The organism is Streptomyces venezuelae, assembly GCF_008642375.1.
GTDB lineage: Bacteria > Actinomycetota > Actinomycetes > Streptomycetales > Streptomycetaceae > Streptomyces > Streptomyces venezuelae_G.
In genome coordinates this window covers 5159055-5176194 of record NZ_CP029194.1, presented here as the reverse complement: position 1 = coordinate 5176194, position 17140 = coordinate 5159055, and the positions used below count along the sequence as shown (strand labels likewise).

Annotated in this window: 14 protein-coding genes and 1 pseudogene; 8 read left to right on the top strand and 7 right to left on the bottom strand. The window is 72.1% G+C overall.

Annotated features, from left to right (window positions below):
* Positions 1 to 7 precede the first annotated feature (7 nt).
* The 3 genes from pth to DEJ46_RS23875 all read left to right on the top strand — a co-directional run bounded on the left by pth (position 8) and on the right by DEJ46_RS23875 (position 2023).
* A complete protein-coding gene (gene pth, locus DEJ46_RS23885) occupies positions 8 to 604 on the top strand; it encodes an aminoacyl-tRNA hydrolase (RefSeq protein ID WP_150269484.1) in 597 nt (198 codons plus the stop codon).
* Positions 605 to 656: 52 nt separating this feature from the next.
* Positions 657 to 1100 carry a hypothetical protein gene (locus DEJ46_RS23880; RefSeq protein ID WP_150269483.1) on the top strand — a complete coding sequence of 148 codons (444 nt, stop codon included), beginning with the start codon at positions 657 to 659 and terminating at the stop codon, positions 1098 to 1100.
* 125 nt (positions 1101 to 1225) lie between these two features.
* Positions 1226 to 2023 (top strand): LPXTG cell wall anchor domain-containing protein, encoded by a 798-nt coding sequence (locus DEJ46_RS23875; protein WP_150269482.1) that lies wholly within the window; start codon positions 1226 to 1228, stop codon positions 2021 to 2023.
* Positions 2024 to 2090: 67 nt separating this feature from the next.
* On the opposite strand, the gene ppc is transcribed toward DEJ46_RS23875, so the two are convergent.
* Positions 2091 to 4820: a phosphoenolpyruvate carboxylase gene (ppc, locus tag DEJ46_RS23870; protein ID WP_150269480.1), complete on the bottom strand. Its 2730-nt coding sequence runs from the start codon at positions 4818 to 4820 to the stop codon at positions 2091 to 2093.
* Positions 4821 to 5058: 238 nt separating this feature from the next.
* Between ppc and DEJ46_RS23865 the strand changes: the two genes are divergently transcribed.
* From DEJ46_RS23865 to DEJ46_RS23850, 4 genes and pseudogenes are all read left to right on the top strand, one after another.
* Positions 5059 to 6060, top strand: a complete 1002-nt coding sequence (locus DEJ46_RS23865; RefSeq protein ID WP_190622857.1) for an acyl-CoA desaturase — start codon at positions 5059 to 5061, stop codon at positions 6058 to 6060.
* On the top strand, positions 6060 to 6752 hold the full coding sequence (locus DEJ46_RS23860; RefSeq protein ID WP_150274718.1) for a TetR/AcrR family transcriptional regulator: 693 nt from the start codon (positions 6060 to 6062) through the stop codon (positions 6750 to 6752). Before DEJ46_RS23865 ends, DEJ46_RS23860 begins: the two co-directional genes overlap by 1 nt.
* A gap of 282 nt (positions 6753 to 7034) precedes the next feature.
* Positions 7035 to 8483 (top strand): annotated as a pseudogene (locus DEJ46_RS23855) (FG-GAP repeat domain-containing protein); the annotation flags it as partial.
* Between the two features lie 241 nt (positions 8484 to 8724).
* The gene (locus DEJ46_RS23850) at positions 8725 to 10449 is read left to right on the top strand and encodes an FG-GAP-like repeat-containing protein (RefSeq protein ID WP_223835031.1); all 1725 of its coding nucleotides are present in this window, start codon (positions 8725 to 8727) and stop codon (positions 10447 to 10449) included.
* A gap of 87 nt (positions 10450 to 10536) precedes the next feature.
* Here DEJ46_RS23850 and DEJ46_RS23845 read toward each other — a convergent pair whose 3' ends face one another.
* Entirely contained in the window at positions 10537 to 11370 is an 834-nt protein-coding gene (locus DEJ46_RS23845) for a trans-aconitate 2-methyltransferase (RefSeq protein WP_150269478.1), read from the bottom strand.
* 163 nt (positions 11371 to 11533) lie between these two features.
* On the opposite strand from DEJ46_RS23845, the gene DEJ46_RS23840 reads away from it, so the two are divergent.
* Positions 11534 to 12031, top strand: a complete 498-nt coding sequence (locus DEJ46_RS23840; protein ID WP_017241145.1) for a MarR family winged helix-turn-helix transcriptional regulator — start codon at positions 11534 to 11536, stop codon at positions 12029 to 12031.
* Here the strand turns inward: DEJ46_RS23840 and DEJ46_RS23835 are convergent.
* The 5 genes from DEJ46_RS23835 to DEJ46_RS23815 all read right to left on the bottom strand — a co-directional run bounded on the left by DEJ46_RS23835 (position 11990) and on the right by DEJ46_RS23815 (position 17042).
* Positions 11990 to 12775 carry a response regulator transcription factor gene (locus DEJ46_RS23835; protein ID WP_150269476.1) on the bottom strand — a complete coding sequence of 262 codons (786 nt, stop codon included), beginning with the start codon at positions 12773 to 12775 and terminating at the stop codon, positions 11990 to 11992. The genes DEJ46_RS23840 and DEJ46_RS23835 overlap by 42 nt on opposite strands.
* A 251-nt stretch (positions 12776 to 13026) precedes the next feature.
* Positions 13027 to 14175 carry a galactokinase gene (galK, locus tag DEJ46_RS23830; RefSeq protein WP_150269474.1) on the bottom strand — a complete coding sequence of 383 codons (1149 nt, stop codon included), beginning with the start codon at positions 14173 to 14175 and terminating at the stop codon, positions 13027 to 13029.
* Positions 14172 to 15167, bottom strand: coding sequence for a UDP-glucose 4-epimerase GalE (gene galE, locus DEJ46_RS23825; protein ID WP_150269472.1), 996 nt, complete (start codon positions 15165 to 15167; stop codon positions 14172 to 14174). Before galE ends, galK begins: the two co-directional genes overlap by 4 nt.
* Positions 15164 to 16207 carry a galactose-1-phosphate uridylyltransferase gene (gene galT, locus DEJ46_RS23820; RefSeq protein WP_150269470.1) on the bottom strand — a complete coding sequence of 348 codons (1044 nt, stop codon included), beginning with the start codon at positions 16205 to 16207 and terminating at the stop codon, positions 15164 to 15166. The genes galE and galT overlap by 4 nt, the downstream gene beginning before the upstream one ends.
* A 148-nt stretch (positions 16208 to 16355) precedes the next feature.
* Complete coding sequence (locus DEJ46_RS23815; RefSeq protein WP_150274713.1) at positions 16356 to 17042, bottom strand: response regulator transcription factor; 687 nt, start codon at positions 17040 to 17042, stop codon at positions 16356 to 16358.
* Positions 17043 to 17140: the final 98 nt, after the last annotated feature.

Sequence of the window (17140 nt, the reverse complement as noted above, 5' to 3'; positions counted from 1 at the left end):
TGACGCGATGACGGACGACGCCAACGCCCCCTGGCTGATCGTCGGCCTCGGCAACCCGGGGCCCGAATACGCGGCCAACCGCCACAACATCGGCTTCATGGTCGTGGACCTGCTGGCCGAGCGGATCCGCGGCTCGTTCAAACGGGCTCAGAAGGCCCAGGCGCAGGTCGTCGAGGGCCGGATGGGTCCTCCCGGGCCCGAGAACCGCCGGGTGATCCTCGCGAAGCCGATGTCGTACATGAACCTGTCCGGCGGTCCGGTGACGGCGCTGCGCGACTTCTACAAGGTGCCGACGGCGCACGTGGTGGCGATCCACGACGAGCTGGACATCGACTACGGGGTGCTGCGGCTGAAGATCGGCGGCGGCGACAACGGGCACAACGGTCTGAAGTCGATGACGAAGGCGATGGGTCCCGAGTACCACCGGGTGCGGTGCGGCATCGGGCGTCCCCCGGGCCGGATGCAGGTCGCGGACTTCGTCCTGAAGGACTTCTCCTCGACGGAGCGCAAGGACCTCGACTGGTTCGTGGACCGGGCGGCGGACTCGGTGGAGTGCCTGGTCGCGGAGGGCCTGGAGCGGGCCCAGTCCGCGTACAACTCCTAGGCACCCCGTAGGGCCGTTCCCCCGGGAACGTACGACTGTACGATCGCGGGTCATGACGCACGTCCGTAACGCCGCCATGGCCCTGGTCGCCCTCCTCCTCGTCGTCGGGGGTGCGTGGGCCTCGTGGGGCTCCGCCCAGCACGTCCTGCTCGCCAAGGGCCGTGAGCACGGGACGCTGACGGTGACCGGCTGCACGGAGGAGACGTGCAGCGGTACGTACGCCTCCGAGGACCCGTCGTCGACGCGGCGGACGCTGACGATCGCCGCCTCGGTCGCGGCGGAGAAGGGCGTGACGATCCCGGTGGTGGTGAAGCCGGGCACGGGCGAGGGCGTACGGACGGGCTGGGGCGGCGGCCTGCACGCGTGGCTGCCGCTGGGGGGTGCGCTGCTGCTCGCGGCGCCGGTGATCGGCGGCGGGCTGCGGATGACGCGGACGGCGTGGTCGGTCGCGGGCGCGGGCGGGGCGCTGTTGGTGGCGGCGTTCCTGACGCTCTGAGCGTATGGCGAGGGTTGGTGGCGCGATTGTTACGGACCTCTGGGTTAAGGCCGACTTAAAGCGATGGATAGGCTGCGTCCGCCACCTCCCACGGCAACCCTTTTCCCACAGATGGACGACAGCACATGCGACGTTCCCTCATTTCCGCCGGCGCGCTGGTCGCAGCCCTTGCCGGCTCCCTCGTGCTGGCCCCCGCGGCCTCCGCGTCGGGCACCAAGCCGCTTCCCCTGAACCCGGGTCAGAAGCTTCCGATCACCGCCGACGAGTTCGAGAACGGCGACTGCCCGACCGTCCCCGCCGGCAAGGACGGCTGGCACTTCGTCATTCCCGGCGGCAAGGGTGTGTTCACCAAGCTGACGGTGACCTTCGACAACGGCACCCCGATCGAGGTCACCGACTTCGGCCCGCCGAAGGACGACCACGCGTACGTGGCCTCCGAGCCGGGCGCGGAGCTGACCGCCGTCGTGGCCGAGGTCTCGGGCGACGTCACGAAGGACTTCTTCAACCTCTCCCACACGTGCCCGGCCACCCCGGTCGAGACCACGCCGCCGGTCGAGACCACGCCCCCGGTCGAGACCACGCCTCCGGTCACCGAGACCCCCGGCACCGAGACGCCCGGCACCGAGACCCCCGGTACGGAGACCCCCGGTACGGAGACGCCCGGCACCGAGACCCCGGCTCCGTCCGAGTCGACGCCCGCCGGCACCGAGTCCCCGGCGCCGTCCGGCAGCGCGTCCGCGACCGCCCCGGCCGGCGAGACCGCCGGTACCGGCTCCACGGGCTCCACCGGCTCCACGGGTGAGGGCGACCTCGCCGAGACCGGCTCCAGCGCCCCGGTCGGCATCCTCGCCGCCGTGGCCGTGGCCCTCGCGGGTGCCGGCGCGTTCCTGGTGACGCGCCGCCGCAAGGCGCAGCAGCACTGATCCACGCGCTCATGACTGTGCCCCCGCCGGAATCCGGCGGGGGCACAGTCATGTCGTACGGCCCGGGTCAGCCGGTGTTGCGCAGGCCCGCCGCGACACCGTTCACCGTGAGGAGCAGGGCCCGGGCGAGCAGCGGGTCCGGCTCCTCCTCGCGCTCGGCGGCCGCGCGCTGGCGGGCGAGGAGGGCGACCTGGAGGTAGGAGATCGGGTCCAGGTAGGCGTCGCGGATGGCGAAGGTCTGCTGGAGGACCGGGTTGGAGTCGAGGAGTGTCTCGCCGCCGGTGACCTTGAGGACCTCGGCGACCGTCAGCGCGTGCTCGGCCTCGATGGTCTCGAAGACGTGCTTCAGCTCGTCGGGGACGAGGGTGTCGACGTAGTGGCGGGCGATCCGCAGGTCGGTCTTCGCGAGCGTCATCTCGACGTTGGCGAGGAAGTTGCGGAAGAAGTGCCACTTTCCGTACATCTCGCCGAGGACCGCGTCGAGACCGGCCTCGCGCAGCGCCTTGAGGCCCGAGCCGACGCCGAACCAGCCGGGGACGATCTGCCGCGACTGCGTCCAGCCGAAGACCCACGGGATGGCGCGCAGTCCGTCGAGGCCGGCACCCGAGTCGGGGCGGCGCGAGGGGCGGGAGCCCAGGTGGAGGTCGGCCAGCTGGTCGACGGGGGTGGCCGCGAAGAAGTACGCGGGCAGGTCCGGGTCCTCGACGAGCTTGCGGTACGCGGTGTGCGCGGCGTCCGAGACGGTGTCCATGGCCGCGTCCCAGCGGGCGAGGGCCTCGTCGGACTGGCGCGGGGAGGTGTGCAGGGCGGAGGCCTGCAGCGTGGCCGCGACGGTCAGTTCGAGGTTCTCGCGGGCGAGGGACGGGATCAGGTACTTGTCGGAGATGACCTCGCCCTGCTCGGTCACCTTGATCTCGCCCTCCAGGGTGCCCCAGGGCTGCGCGAGGATCGCGGTGTGCGAGGGGCCGCCGCCGCGGCCGACGGTGCCGCCACGGCCGTGGAAGAGGCGCAGACGCACGCCGTAGCGGTGGGCGACGTCGCGGAGCCTGCGCTGGGCGCGGTGGATCTCCCACTGGCTGGTGGTGATGCCGCCGAACTTGGAGGAGTCCGAGTAGCCGAGCATGACCTCCTGGACGTCGCCGCGGAGCGAGACGAGCCGCCGGTAGGAGGGGTCGGCCAGCATGTCGTTGAGGATGACGTCGGCGGCCTTGAGCTCGTCGGTGGTCTCCAGGAGCGGCACGATGCCGATCTTGGCCCAGCCGGCGTGCAGGTCGATCAGGCCGGCCTCGCGGGCGAGGACGGCGGCGGCGAAGACGTCGTCGGCGCCCTGGCACATCGAGATGATGTACGACTCGATGACCTCGGGGCCGAAGCGCTCGAAGGCCTGCTTGATGGTGTGGAAGACGCCGAGGGTCTTCTCGCCGGCGGCGTCCAGCGGGGCCGGGGTCGGGGCGAGCGGGCGGCGCGAGCGCAGCTCCTTGGCGAGCAGCTTCTGCCGGTAGTCGCGGGGCATGTCCGCGTACCGCCAGGACTCCTCGCCGAGGCGGTCGAAGAGCTGGCCGAGGGCGTGGTGGTGCGCGTCGGCGTGCTCGCGGACGTCCATGGTGGCGAGCTGGAGGCCGAAGGCCGACAGGGTGCGGATGGTGCGGTCCATCCGGCCGTCGGCGAAGAGGCCGCCGCGGTGCTCGCGCAGCGAGGTCTGGATCAGGGTGAGGTCGTGGATCAGCTCGGCGGTGCCGAGGTAGTCGCGGCCGTCCTGGTGCGGGGTGCCGGAGGCGAGCCGGGCGCGGGTGTTGACGAGCTTCTGCCGGATGCAGGTGGCCTTGAGCCGGTAGGGCTCCTCGGCGTTGAGGCGCTTGTAGCGGGGACTGATCTCCGGGAGGAGCTCCAGGTCGCGCTGGAGGGAGTCCAGGAGTTCCTGGGTGGCTCCGGTGTAGCGGATGGAGTTGGACAGAAGTCCGCGCAGGTAGTCGACGAGTTCGAGGGCGTCGGTGATGCCGTGCTCGTGCTGGAGGATCAGGACGTCCCAGGTCACCTGCGGGGTGACGTTCGGGTTGCCGTCGCGGTCGCCGCCGATCCAGGTGCCGAAGGTCAACGGGCGGGTGCCGGCGGGCAGTTCGACGCCGACGCGGTCCAGCTCGGCGGCGAGGTCCTCCAGGACGTCGCCGACGGCGTTGGCGTGCAGCTCGTCGAGGTAGTAGATCGCGTTGCGGGCCTCGTCGGCGGGCTCGGGGCGGACGACCCGGAGCTCGTCGGTCTGCCAGATGAGGTCGATGTTCTCGGCGAGCCGCAGGTCGTGGCGGCGCCGGTCGGCCTCGATGACCGGGGTCTCCAGGAGGGCGGCGATCCGGCGCAGCTTGTTGAGGACGGAGCGGCGGGCGGCCTCGGTGGGGTGCGCGGTGAAGACCGGGCGCACGTTGAGGTTCTTGACCGTCTCGCGTACGTGCTCGGGGTCGCCGTCCTTGAGCATGTCGGCGGTGCGGGCGAGGAGGCCGCCCTCGGCGGCCCGCTTCTCGCGCATCTCGCGGCCGCGGTGGACCTGCTCGGTGACGTTCGCCAGGTGGAAGTAGGTGGAGAAGGCGCGCACCAGCTTGGCGGCGGTCTCCAGTTCGACGCCGCGGAGCAGCTCGGCGGCGGCCTCGCCGTCCTCGCGGGTGAGGGAGCGGACCTTCTCGACGAGGTCGAGAAGGTCGTGGCCCTCCTGGCGGACGAGGGTCTCGCCGAGGAGGTCGCCCAGTCGGCGGATGTCGGCGCGCAGCTCGGCGCTGGCGGTGGGGGTCTGGTCGGCACTGCTCACAGGTGCGGCTCCTTGCAGTGTTTGAGCACGTCTGGAGGGGTACTGGAGGCTTGCGGACCGCGCTGTCCGACGCACCCAGGATAGGTGTCCGCGGTCGCGGCGTGGGCAACGCCCCTCTCGTGCCCCCTTGCCGCGCGTCACGGCACTGCCATACTTACGACGCCGTAGGTTACGGAGGCGTAGCCACGGCTCAGGTTTCCGCTCTTCTCACCCTCACCCTCACCCCCAGGGGACACCCATGACCACTAGCCCCGAGGTGACCTCGGCGCCCGAGACGTCCACGACGACCGAGGCACCCGCCGGCGCCGAGGCTCTTCCCTTCGCCACGCTGGGCGGTGACCGCAAGGGTTCGACCGAGCAGCTCACGCTGGGCCTGTTCATCACGGTGCCGTTCGTGGCGCTGCTCGCCGCGGTGCCGCTGGCCTGGGGCTGGGGGGTGAGCTGGCTGGATCTCGGTCTGATGGTGGCGATGTACTACATCGGCTGCCACGGGATCACGATCGGCTTCCACCGCTACTTCACGCACGGTTCCTTCAAGGCGAAGCGGCCGCTGCGGATCGCGCTCGCGATCATGGGTTCGCTGGCCGTGGAGGGGCCGCTGGTGCGCTGGGTGGCGGACCACCGCAAGCACCACAAGTTCTCGGACGCGGAGGGTGACCCGCACTCGCCGTGGCGCTTCGGCGAGACGGTCCCGGCCCTGATGAAGGGCCTGTGGTGGGCGCACATCGGGTGGATGTTCGACGAGGAGCGGACGCCGCAGCACAAGTACGCCCCCGATCTGATCAAGGACCCCACGCTCCGGGCGATCTCTCGGCACTTCCTCTCCTTCACGATCCTGTCGCTCGCGATCCCGCCGCTGGTGGGCGGTCTGGTGACGATGTCCTGGTGGGGCGCGTTCACGGCGTTCTTCTGGGGCTCGCTGGTCCGGGTGGCACTGCTGCACCACGTGACCTGGTCGATCAACTCGATCTGCCACGCGGTGGGCAAGCGTCCCTTCAAGTCGCGTGACCGCTCGGGCAACGTGTGGTGGCTCGCGGTGCTGTCCTGCGGCGAGTCCTGGCACAACCTGCACCACGCGGACCCGACCTCGGCCCGGCACGGGGTGCTGCGCGGCCAGGTCGACTCCAGCGCGCGGCTGATCCGCTGGTTCGAGCTGGCGGGCTGGGCCTCGGACGTGCGCTGGCCGGCGAAGGAGCGCATCGACGCCCGGCGCCAGAGCACGTCCGCAGAAGCGGCATGATGGAAGACGTGGCGATCGACGGCAGTTCCAGTGGTACCGGCAGCAACGACAGCGGAGAGCGGAAGCCCCGGCGTGGCCGCCGGGTGAGGATGACGGGCGCGGAGCGCCGGGAACAGCTCCTCGACATCGGGCGCACGCTGTTCGCCGAGAAGGGCTTCGAGGGCACGTCGGTGGAGGAGATCGCGGCGAAGGCCGGGGTCTCCAAGCCGGTGGTGTACGAGCACTTCGGCGGCAAGGAGGGGCTGTACGCGGTCGTCGTCGACCGGGAGATGCGGCAGCTCCTGGAGGGGGTGACGGGTGCGCTGACCGCGGGCCACCCGCGCGAGCTCCTGGAGCAGGCGGCGTTCGCGCTGCTCGACTACATCGAGAACTACACGGACGGTTTCCGGATCCTCGTGCGGGATTCGCCGGTGGCGCAGTCGACCGGCACGTTCGCCTCGCTCATCAGCGACATCGCCACGCAGGTCGAGGACATCCTCGGGATGGAGTTCAAGAACCGCGGCTTCGACCCGAAGCTGGCCCCGCTGTACGCGCAGGCGCTGGTCGGCAGTGTGGCGCTGACGGGCCAGTGGTGGCTGGACGTCCGCAAGCCGGGCAAGGCGGAGGTCGCGGCGCATCTGGTGAACCTGGCGTGGCACGGGCTCGACGGTCTGGAGCAGAAGCCGCGGTTGATAGGGCATCGCAAGAACTGAACCGGAAGGTTCGGTTCTGGCAGTTTCACTGAGTAAAGCTCTGGCATAAGGCGCCCCCGTGGGTAGACTCCTGTTCAACATCCGGGGGGGTGTTCCGACCTTCGAACGATGCCGTCTCCGCGCGCCTGTCGGCGTGCGCTGACACCGTTCGACGTCCGTACGGACCCCCCTGGCTGGTTCCCTTGAACCTCTGATTCCCTGGGGGGGATCTCCTTGTTCTTCTCGCGCTCCAAGCGTGCCGGCCGCATCACCGCCTGCACCGCTCTCGCCCTCTCCGCCGGCATGCTCCTCACCGGCACGGCCTCCGCCGACACCCCGGCGCCGCGACCGTCGATCGAGAAGAAGACGCCCGCCTTCACCCCGCCGAAGCTGACGCTTCCGAAGCAGGACGGCGCCCGGGCGGGCCTCGCCGCGGCCGAGGCCGTGTCGCTGCCGCTCTCCGACCTGAACGGCGACGGCATCGAGGACCTCATCTTCCGCGCCGTGGACGGCCAGCTGTACACGGACGTCTCGGAGGAGCCCTTCGAGCTCCACCGCCTCGACGACGTCGCGAAGGACATCATCCCGATCGGCAACCAGGGCGGTGACACCACCGAGCCCGAGGTACTCGTCCTCTCCGAGAACGGCACCCTGACGCTGTACCGGGACGCCGACCCGACCGGCACGCCGTACGAGTCCGTCGTGGGTGGCGGCTGGCAGATCTACAACAAGGTCACCTCGCCCGGCGACGTGAACAACGACGGCAAGGCCGACGTGCTCGCCCGCACGCAGGACGGCCAGCTGTTCCTGTACCTGGCCACCGGCGACCTGAGCAGGCCGCTCGGCGGCCGGATCAGCGTCGGCAGCGGCTGGGGCGTCTACGACCAGCTCGTGGGCGCCGGTGACGTGACCGGCGACGGCAAGGCCGACCTGTACGCCCGCGACACCGCCGGCAACCTGTACTTCTACACCGGCACGGGCAGCACCACCGCTCCGTTCTCCGCCAGGAAGCTGATCGGCGGCGGCTGGGGCGTCTACAACCAGATCCTGCCCGTCGGCAACGGCGACCTGCTGGCCCGGGACAACGCGGGCACGCTCTACTTCTACGTCAGCAACAGCAACGGCACCCTGGCCGGGCGCCAGCAGGTCAGCGCCCCGGGCGACTGGGCGGGCATCACGCAGTTCGCGCTCGCCGGCAGCAACCCGTACACCGGCAAGGAGGGCGTCATCGCCGGCACCTCCGGCGGGTCGCTGTACTGGTACGGCAACGACACCACCGGCAAGCTGGGCGCGCGACAGATCCTCGACGCGCCGGGCAGCTGGGCCGGGCTGAAGGTCTCGCACCTGTCCTCGATGGACTCGGACGGCTTGTCCGACATCGCCATCACCTTCGGCGACGGCGAGCTCTGGATCGAAGGCTCCCCCATCGGCTACGGCTGGAACGGCTACAACACCCTCGTCGCCCCCGGTGACCTCAGCGGCGACGGCAAGGGCGACCTGCTCGCCCGGGACGGGTCCGGTGTCCTCTGGATCTACCGCGGCGACGGCAAGGGCGAGGCCCTCTCCGGCCGGGTCCGGGTCGGCAGCGGCTGGGGTGCGTACAACAAGATCCTCGGCGCCGGCGACTACACCGGCGACGGGCGTACGGACGTGCTGGCCCGCACCACGGGCGGCGACCTCTACCTGCACCCGGGCTCCGGCAACGCGACCACGCCGTTCAAGCCGCGCGTGAAGATCGGCAGCGGCTGGGGCACGTACAAGCAGCTGGCCGCCCCCGGCGACCTCAACGCCGACGGCAAGGCCGACCTGCTCGGTGTGACCTCGGGCGGCGACCTCTACCGCTACCTGGGCACCAGCCCGTCGAAGTTCTCGGCGCGGACCAAGATCGGCTACGGCTACCAGGCGTACAACTCCATGTCGTAACGGCTCCGCCGTCACCGACCGGCCTGCACCGGAGTTCCGGTGCGGGCCCGTCTCATCCCTGGGGGGATTTTTGAGTTCCGCATTCTTCGGGCGTGCCCGCCGTGTCACCACGTGCACCGCGCTCGCCCTGTCCGCCGGCATGCTCCTCGCCTCGCCCGCCGTGGCCGAGCCCGCCGAGCCCGGCCCCCGGCTCTTCGTGAAGCAGGCGCCGACCGACGACACCGCGACGCCGAGGCTGGACATGTCGCAGCCGGCCGTCGAGCAGGGCGGCACGGCCCGCGCCGCCGCGGCGACGGCCGTCGTCCGGCCCCGCTTCGACGTGACCGGGGACGGCAGGACCGATCTGGTCCACCGCAGGTGGACCGGCTGGACCTTCGTCGCGCCGTCCAACGGCTCGGCCGCCACCGTGTTCGACGCCGCGGGTTCCTCGTACGGCTTCGACCTCGTCCCGCTCGGAGACCAGAACGGCACCGGCAAGCCCGAGCTGCTCGGGCTCTCCAAGGACGGCGTGCTCCGGCTGTTCTCGGAGTCGACCACGACCGGCGGCTCGATCACCTGGTCGGGCAAGGGCTGGAACCTCTACAACAAGGTCTTCTCGCCCGGTGACATCAGCGGCGACGGCAAGGCCGACCTGCTGGCCCGCCAGCACAACGGCGACCTCTACTACTACCGCTGGACCGGCACGGCGACGGCGCCGTTCGCCGGCCGCGTGAAGATCGGCCCCGGCTGGGGCGTCTACGACCAGCTCGTCGGCATCGGCGACAACAGCGGCGACGGCCGCGGCGACGTCGTGGCCCGGACCACGGACGGGCGGCTGTACTTCTACGGCAGCACCGGCGACCCGCGAGCGCCGTTCAAGCCCCGCAGGGAGCTCGGCAAGGGCTGGAACACGTACAACCAGCTCCTCGCCCCCGACGACCGCAACGGCGACGGCAAGGCCGACCTGCTCGCCCGGGACGCCGCCGGTGCCCTCTGGGCCTACAGCGGCCTCGGCAACGGCTCGTACTCGGCGCGCCTGAAGCTCTCCGGCAGCTGGGTCGACGTCGACCAGTTCGGCGCGGGCGGCAACATCCCGACGATCGGCAAGCGCGGGATCCTCGCCCGCGACAAGGGCGGGACGCTCTTCGAGTACCGCCACCGGAACAGCGGCAAGCTCCACGCGCGCGAGCAGGTGGGCCCCACCGGCTATTTCGCCGGGGCGAGCATCTCGTTCGTCTCCGCGCTGGACCCGGGCCCGCTCTCCGACCTCCTGGAGGTCTACCAAGGCCGCCTGTACAGCAACGGCGAGACCGACCTCGGCGGCGGCTGGCAGATCTACAACCTCATCGCCGGCCCCGGTGACCTGACCGGCGACGGCAAGTCCGACCTGGTCGCCCGGGACCGTACCGGTGTCCTCTACCTGTACCCCGGCAACGGCAAGGGCACGGCCGTGGCCTCCCGGATCCGGGTCGGCGACGGGTGGAGCGCGTACAACCGCGTCCTGGGTGCGGGCGACTTCTCGGGCGACGGCCGGTCGGATCTGCTGGCCCGCGACGGCGCCGGCACCCTCTGGCTGTACCGGGGCACGGGCTCCGCGACGGCTCCGTTCGCCAAGCGCGTCAGCCTCGGCGGCGGCTGGGGCACGTACAACAAGCTGGCGGCGCCCGGCGACATGAGCGGCGACGGCAAGGCCGACCTGCTGGCGGTGAACTCCGCGGGTGACCTGTACCGGTACCTGGGCACGGGCACCGCTGCCGCCCTCACCCCCCGGGTGAAGATCGGCTACGGCTACCAGACCTACGACAGCCTGTACTAGGCCGGCCGGTCCGCACAGGACTCGGGCGCCCCGCACCGGATCTCCGGTGCGGGGCGCCCGTGGTTAAGCGCCCGTGCGTCGCGGCCCTCACGCCGGCTTGCGTGCGACGGCGAAGACCCGGCGGAACGGGAAGACGGTGCCGTGCGGGCCCGGCGGATAGGCCTGCCGGAGCAGCGTCCGGTACTGCGCGAGGAACGCGTCGATCGCCGCCTGGTCGTCGCCCAGCGTCGTGAGGACGGGCCGCAGCGCCGTCCCCAGCACCCAGTCGAGGACGGGGTCCTCGCCCTGGAGGAGCCGGCAGTACGTGGTCTCCCAGACCTCGGTCTCGCAGCCGAGGTCGGTGAGCCGGGTGAGGTACTCGGCCGCGTCGAGGATGTGGACGAAGCGGCGGCCCTGGTCGCCGAGGCGGGAGCGCCACTCGGGGGCGTCGCAGAGTTCGCCGATCAGGGCGTGGCTGGGCGAGACGAAGTTGCCCGGCACCTGGAAGGCGAGGGTGCCGCCGGGGCGGAGTCCGTCGATCCACGCGGCGAAGGACTCGGGGTGGTTGGGCACCCACTGGAGGGCCGCGTTGGAGACGATCAGGTCGAAGGGCTCGGCGGGCGTCCAGTGCGCGGCGTCGGCGGCCCGGAAGTCGAGCCAGCCGCCGCCCCGGGTGGTGCCGGACCAGTCCTTCTCGGCGCGCTCCAGCATGTCGGGCGACAGGTCGAAGCCGGTGATGTGGGCGTCGGCCCAGTGCTCGGCGAGGAGCGCCGTGACGTTTCCCGGGCCGCAGCCGAGGTCGGCGATCCGGGCCGGCCGGTCCTGGGCCGGGAGGCGTGGTATTCGGGCGAGCAGGTCGAGGAAGGGCCGGGTGCGGTGGCCGGAGTGACGGAGGTACTGCTGCGGATCCCAGGTTGGTGCGGCGGATTCCACGGAATGCATGTTCGAAGCCCCCTTGCTGGAACGAGTAACCGAAACGGAACGATGTTCCGGCCGGGTCCCTTCCCCGCACATGGCTGAAATATATCTCGCAACCGAGATTCTCTATATCGAGAAACTTGATCCCAAGAGACTTTATGTCAACAGACCCTCTACACTGATCGCCATGGAGGACGAGGTCGACCGACTGGTCGCAGCATGGCGCCGCGAGCGCCCCGACCTCGACGTGGAACCGCTCGAGGTGCTCAGCCGCGTCTCGCGGCTCGCCCGGCACCTCGACCGCGCCCGTCGGCTCGCCTTCTCCGAGCACCAGCTGGAGCCCTGGGAGTTCGACGTCCTCACCTCGCTCCGCCGGGCCGGCGCGCCCTACCAGCTCTCCCCAGGTCAGCTCCTGACGCAGACTCTGGTCACCTCGGGCACCATGACCAACCGCATCGACCGGCTCACCAAGAAGGGCCTGGTCGAGCGGCTCCCCGACCCCAGCGACCGGCGCGGGGTCCTCGTCCGGCTCACCCCCGAGGGCCGCGACCGCGCCGACGAGGCACTCGCCGGGCTCCTCGCCCAGGAGCGCGCCATCCTGGCCCAGCTCTCCCGCGCCCAGCGCGGCGAACTGGCCGCGCTGCTACGCCGGCTGACCGCCCCGTTCGACAACATCCCCGGGTAGGACGTCCGCTTCCAGGGGTGCCGGGCCGACGCCCGCGCGGCGGGCCAGCGCCACCGCCGCCAGGGTCGAGTGGACGCCCAGTTTCCCCAGCACGTTCTGCATGTGCGTACGGACGGTGTGCGGGGAGAGGAAGAGCCGCTCGGCGACCGCCTTGCGGCCCAGGCCCGCGACCATGCAGCGCAGCACCTCCCGCTCGCGCGGCGTCAGCGACTCCACGAGCCGCTCGCTGTCCGTGCGGTGCTTGCGGGCCTCGGTCAGCTCCCGCAGGACGCCCGTGAGCAGCGCGGGCGGCAGATGCGTCTCGTCCCGCAACACCCCCCGGACCACGGCGAGGAGACGCTGGAGCGAGCAGTCCTTCGCGACCCAGCCCGAGGCCCCGGCCTGGAGGGCGAGGGCCGCCCTGCGCGGGTCGTCCTTCTCGGCGAGGACGACGGTACGGACGGCGGGCTGGGCCCGGCGCACCCCCGCGACCAGGGAGATCCCGTCGACCACGGGCTCCGCCTGGTCCGGCACCGTGCGCGCCGCGGCGGTCGTCGCCGCGACGGGGCCGGCGCCCAGCTCGGCGTCGACGAGCAGTACGTCGAACCTGCGCCCCTCCGCGACCCCGCGGTCCAGGCAGCGCAAGGCGGCCGGGCCGCTGCCCGCGGCGGAGACGTCGACGTCGGGTTCCGCCGCGAGAGCGGCGGCCAGCGACTCGGCGAAGATGCGGTGGTCGTCCACCACCAGGACCCGGATACGTGCCACGGACACCCCCAAGTGTCGAGGAACCGACCGGCGCGGGCACGGCGCCGGGGGCGGGTCCGCCGGTCGCACGGCCGCCGCCGTGCGTTGACTGTTACCCCGCTCGCGGCGCCGTACCCGGCTGGGCTCGACCCCTGAACAGCACCGGCCCCCACCGGCGCCGCCCCTCACAGTAGGGGTGGGGCGGCGCGGCGGGGGCCGTTTGGCGGAACTGTGCGAAGTCGTCCGTTTGTACGAGCGTTGCCCGGCGGGGATCAGAGGCGGCGCGCGCCCCCCGCGGGCACGGCCGGGAAGATCCCCGGAGCCGTGTACCCGGCCTCGGCGAAGGCCTTCCCGACGGCGGCGGAGACCGCCTCCGCCCGGTCGGTGTCGACAAGGACGACGGCCGAGCCGCCGAAGCCGCCGCCGGTCATCCGGGCGCCGAGCGCCCCGGCCGCGTTGGCCGCATCGACCACGAGGTCCAGCTCGGGGCAGGAGACACGGAGGTCGTCCCGGAGGGAGGCGTGCCCCTCGGTGAGGACCGGGCCGACGGCCCGGGTGTCGCCGGCGTCCAGGAGGGCGATCACGCGCTCCACCCGGGCGTTGTCCGTGACGACGTGCCGGACGTAGCGCAGAACCGTATCGTCGCTCAGGAGTGCGAGGGATTCGGGCAGGTGCACGGAGCTCACGTCACGCAGGGCGCGCACGCCGAGCGCCCGCGCACCCGCTTCACAGCCGGCGCGCCGCTCCGCGTATGCGCCGTCCCCGAGCGCGTGTTTCACCCGGGTGTCGACGACGAGCAGCCGGAGCCCCTCGCGGGCCAGGTCGAAGGGGACCTGCCGGTACGAGAGGTCGCGGGTGTCCAGATGGAGGGCATGCCCCTCCTCCGCGCAGGCGGAGGCCATCTGGTCCATGACGCCGCAGGGGACGCCGACGAAGGCGTTCTCCGCGCGCTGGGCGAGCCGCGCCAGCTCGGGCCGGGAGAGCCCGAGGCCGAAGAGGTCGTTCAGGGCGAGTGCCGTGACGACCTCCAGGGCCGCCGAGGAGGAGAGCCCTGCGCCCGTCGGCACGGTCGAGGCGAGGTGGACGTCCGCCCCCGCCACCGGGTGCCCTGCCTCCCGCAGCGCCCAGACGACTCCGGCCGGGTAGGCCGCCCAGCCGCCGCCGGAGAGCGGTTCGAGCTCCTCGACGTCCAGTTGGACGATCCCGCCGTCGACGTCGGCGGAGTGCAGGCGGAGAACGCCGTCGTCGCGGCGCGAGACGGCGGCGACGGCGGTGTGCGGCAGCGCGAGCGGCAGCACGAAGCCGTCGTTGAAGTCGGTGTACTCACCGATGAGGTTGACCCGCCCGGGGGCGGCCCACACCCCGTCGGGGGCGGCGCCGTACAGCGCCTCAAAACCGGCGGCGACACTCGTCGACCTCACGGCCGCACCCCCGCCCGCTGCCGCGCGAAGGCCCAGGCGTCGGCGACGACGTCCGCCAGGTCCGGCCGGGACGGCGTCCAGCCGAGCCGCTCGCGGGCGGTGCCGGCGGAGGCGACGAGGGCGGCCGGGTCGCCGGGGCGGCGCGCGGCGGTGAGCTCGGGGATCGGGTGTCCGGTGACCGCGCGGACGGCCTCGACGACCTCGCGGACGGAGAAGCCGTTGCCGTTGCCGAGGTTGCAGATCAGGTGCTCGCCGGCCGGCACCTCGTCCGCCGTCATGGCGTCGAGGGCGAGGAGGTGGGCCTCGGCGAGGTCGGCGACGTGGATGTAGTCGCGGACGCAGGTGCCGTCCGGGGTCGGGTAGTCCTCGCCGTACACGGAGATGGCCTCGCGCTCGCCCAGGGCGACCTGGAGGACGAGCGGGATCAGGTGCGACTCGGGCGCGTGCCGCTCGCCGAGCGCGCCGTACGCCCCGGCGACGTTGAAGTAGCGCAGTGAGACGGCGGCCAGGCCGTGGGCGGCGCACTCCCCGCCGATCATGTGGTCGACGGCCAGCTTGCTCGCGCCGTAGGGGCTGGTGGGCGCGGTCGGCGCGGACTCGGTGATCGGGACGGACTCGGGCTCGCCGTAGGTCGCGGCGGTGGAGGAGAAGACGAGCTTGCGCACGCCGGCCTCGCGCATGGCGGCGAGGAGGGCCATGGTGCCGCCGACGTTGTTGTCCCAGTACTTCTCGGGCTTGGCGACGGACTCGCCGACCTGGGAGAAGGCGGCGAAGTGCAGGACCCCGTCGTAGGTGCCGTCCAGCCACTTCGCAGCGTCCTGGACGCGGCCCGCGATGAACTCGGCGCCTTCCGGGACGCCTTCGGTGAAGCCGGTGGAGAGGTCGTCGAGGACGGTGACCCGGTGGCCCCGCTCCAGGAGGTGGGCGGCGACGACGCTGCCCACGTATCCGGCCCCGCCGGTCACCAGGTACTTCTTGGCTGCCGTGGTCACTTGCTCGCCACCTCTCGGATGCGTCGGGCCGCGTCCTCCGGCCGTACGTCGTTCATGAACGCGCCCATGCCGGACTCGGTGCCCGCGAGGAACTTCAGCTTGCCAGAGGCCCGTCGGACGGTGAAAAGCTCCAGGTGCAGTCCGAAGTCCTCCCGCCGGGCGTCCGTGAACGGCGCCTGGTGCCAGGCGGCGATGTAGGGCGTCGGCGGCTCGTCCGGGCCGAAGAGCCGGTCGAAGCGCCTCAAGAGTTCCAGGTGGACCTGTGCGAACTCTGTGCGGGCGGCCTCGTCGAGGGCGAGCAGGTCGGGCACCCGGCGCCTGGGGTACAGGTGGACCTCGTACGGCCAGTGGGCCGCGTACGGCACGAAGGCGATCCAGTGCTCGGTCTCCAGGACGATCCGCTCGCCGTCGGCCAGCTCCCGGGCTACGACGTCGTCGAAGAGGTTCCGGCCGGTCGCGGCCCGGTGCTCGTCGAGGCGGCGGCGCATCCGGGCCGTGCGGGGCGTCACGTACGGGAAGGCGTAGATCTGGCCGTGCGAGTGGGGCAGGGTGACGCCGATCTCCTGGCCGCGGTTCTCGAAGCAGTAGACCTGCTCGACGCCGGGCAGCGCGGAGAGTTCGGCGGTCCGGTCGGTCCAGGCGTCGAGGACGAGCCGGGCCTGCTCCTCGGTGAGGTCGGCGAAGGAGGCGGTGTGGTCGTCGGTGAAGCAGACGACCTCGCAGCGGCCGACGCCGCCGGAGAGGGAGGGGAAGCGGTTCTCGAAGACCACCACCTCGTAGTCCGCGGCGGGGATCTCGCTCTCGTGGCCGTCCCGGCCGGGGCAGAGCGGGCAGGCGTCGGCCGGCGGCTGGTAGGTGCGGGCCTGCCGGTGCGAGGCGACGGCGACGGGGTCGCCGGTGAGCTCGTCGTACCGGATCTCGGAGCGGGAGACGACGGGGGTGAGGGGGCGCGGGTCGACGGCGTCGCGGACGGCGTCGTCGCGGGAGTCGTAGTAGATGAGCTCGCGCCCGTCGGCGAGCGTGGTGACGGTCTTCTTCACGGGGGTGCCCTCCGGGCGGGATCAAACAGAACCACCCACAAAGAACCACATCCAAACATCGCCGTCAATGCCGAAGCCCGCCCGCACACCCGGACGACCGCCCGTCGGACGCTCGCCCGTCCGTGCGCACGGACAAGTGATCGAAGGATTACGGGAGAGTGCCCCGCTGGATCGGCACCGCCCGGTCGAGCAGCCCCGTCCGGGCCGCGAGCGCCGCCGCCTCCAGACGCGAACCGACGCCCAGCTTCATCAGGACCCGCTGCACATGCGTCCGCGCCGTGCTCGGTGCGATCCGCATCCCCGCCGCGATCAGCCGGGTGTCCTCCCCCTCGGCGACCCGGACGAGGACCTCCACCTCCCGCTGCGTCAGCAGCCGCAGCAGCCGCTGCCCCTCGTCGTCCTGCCGCACCGACGGGTTGAGCAGCTCCGCGAACGCCGACTGGAGCAGCTGCGGCGCCACCGCCGACTCCCCCGCCCGGGCCTTCACCAGCGCGCGCTCGACGCCCTCGATGCGCTCGTCGTGCCGGACGTACCCCGAGGCCCCGGCCGCGAAGGCCGCCGCGATCCCCCGCGGCGACGGCACCGGCCCCAGCACCACCACGGCCATCTGCGGCCGCTCCCGCTTGATGCGGGCGACCACGTCGAAGGTGCCGGGCTCGGCCGGGGCCGCCGTGCCCAGCAGGCACACCTCAGGCGCCCGGGCCACCACGAGCTCCGCCGCCCCCGCCACCGGCGCCGCCGCCGCGAGCACCCGGTGCCCGCGCAGCTTCAGCGCCGAGGCCAGGGCCTCGGCGAGCAGTCGGTGGTCGTCGACCACCACGAGGCGTACGCCCATCCCGGTCATCCCCCATCCTCCGGGCCCGCCGACACCCGGCACGGCCCGCTCGACCTCGAATTCCTCACCAGCCCGCGTACCACGCAAACGGCCCGGCG

Excerpts from the sequence above, each read along its gene's own strand:
- DEJ46_RS23860 (WP_150274718.1), top strand. The coding sequence starts at position 6,060 with ATGGAAGACGTGGCGATCGACGGCAGTTCCAGTGGTACCGGCAGCAAC.
- DEJ46_RS23880 (WP_150269483.1), top strand. The coding sequence starts at position 657 with ATGACGCACGTCCGTAACGCCGCCATGGCCCTGGTCGCCCTCCTCCTC.
- DEJ46_RS23845 (WP_150269478.1), bottom strand. The coding sequence starts at position 11,370 with ATGCATTCCGTGGAATCCGCCGCACCAACCTGGGATCCGCAGCAGTAC.
- pth (WP_150269484.1), top strand. The coding sequence starts at position 8 with ATGACGGACGACGCCAACGCCCCCTGGCTGATCGTCGGCCTCGGCAAC.
- DEJ46_RS23875 (WP_150269482.1), top strand. The coding sequence starts at position 1,226 with ATGCGACGTTCCCTCATTTCCGCCGGCGCGCTGGTCGCAGCCCTTGCC.
- DEJ46_RS23840 (WP_017241145.1), top strand. The coding sequence starts at position 11,534 with ATGGAGGACGAGGTCGACCGACTGGTCGCAGCATGGCGCCGCGAGCGC.
- DEJ46_RS23815 (WP_150274713.1), bottom strand. The coding sequence starts at position 17,042 with ATGGGCGTACGCCTCGTGGTGGTCGACGACCACCGACTGCTCGCCGAG.
- DEJ46_RS23865 (WP_190622857.1), top strand. The coding sequence starts at position 5,059 with ATGACCACTAGCCCCGAGGTGACCTCGGCGCCCGAGACGTCCACGACG.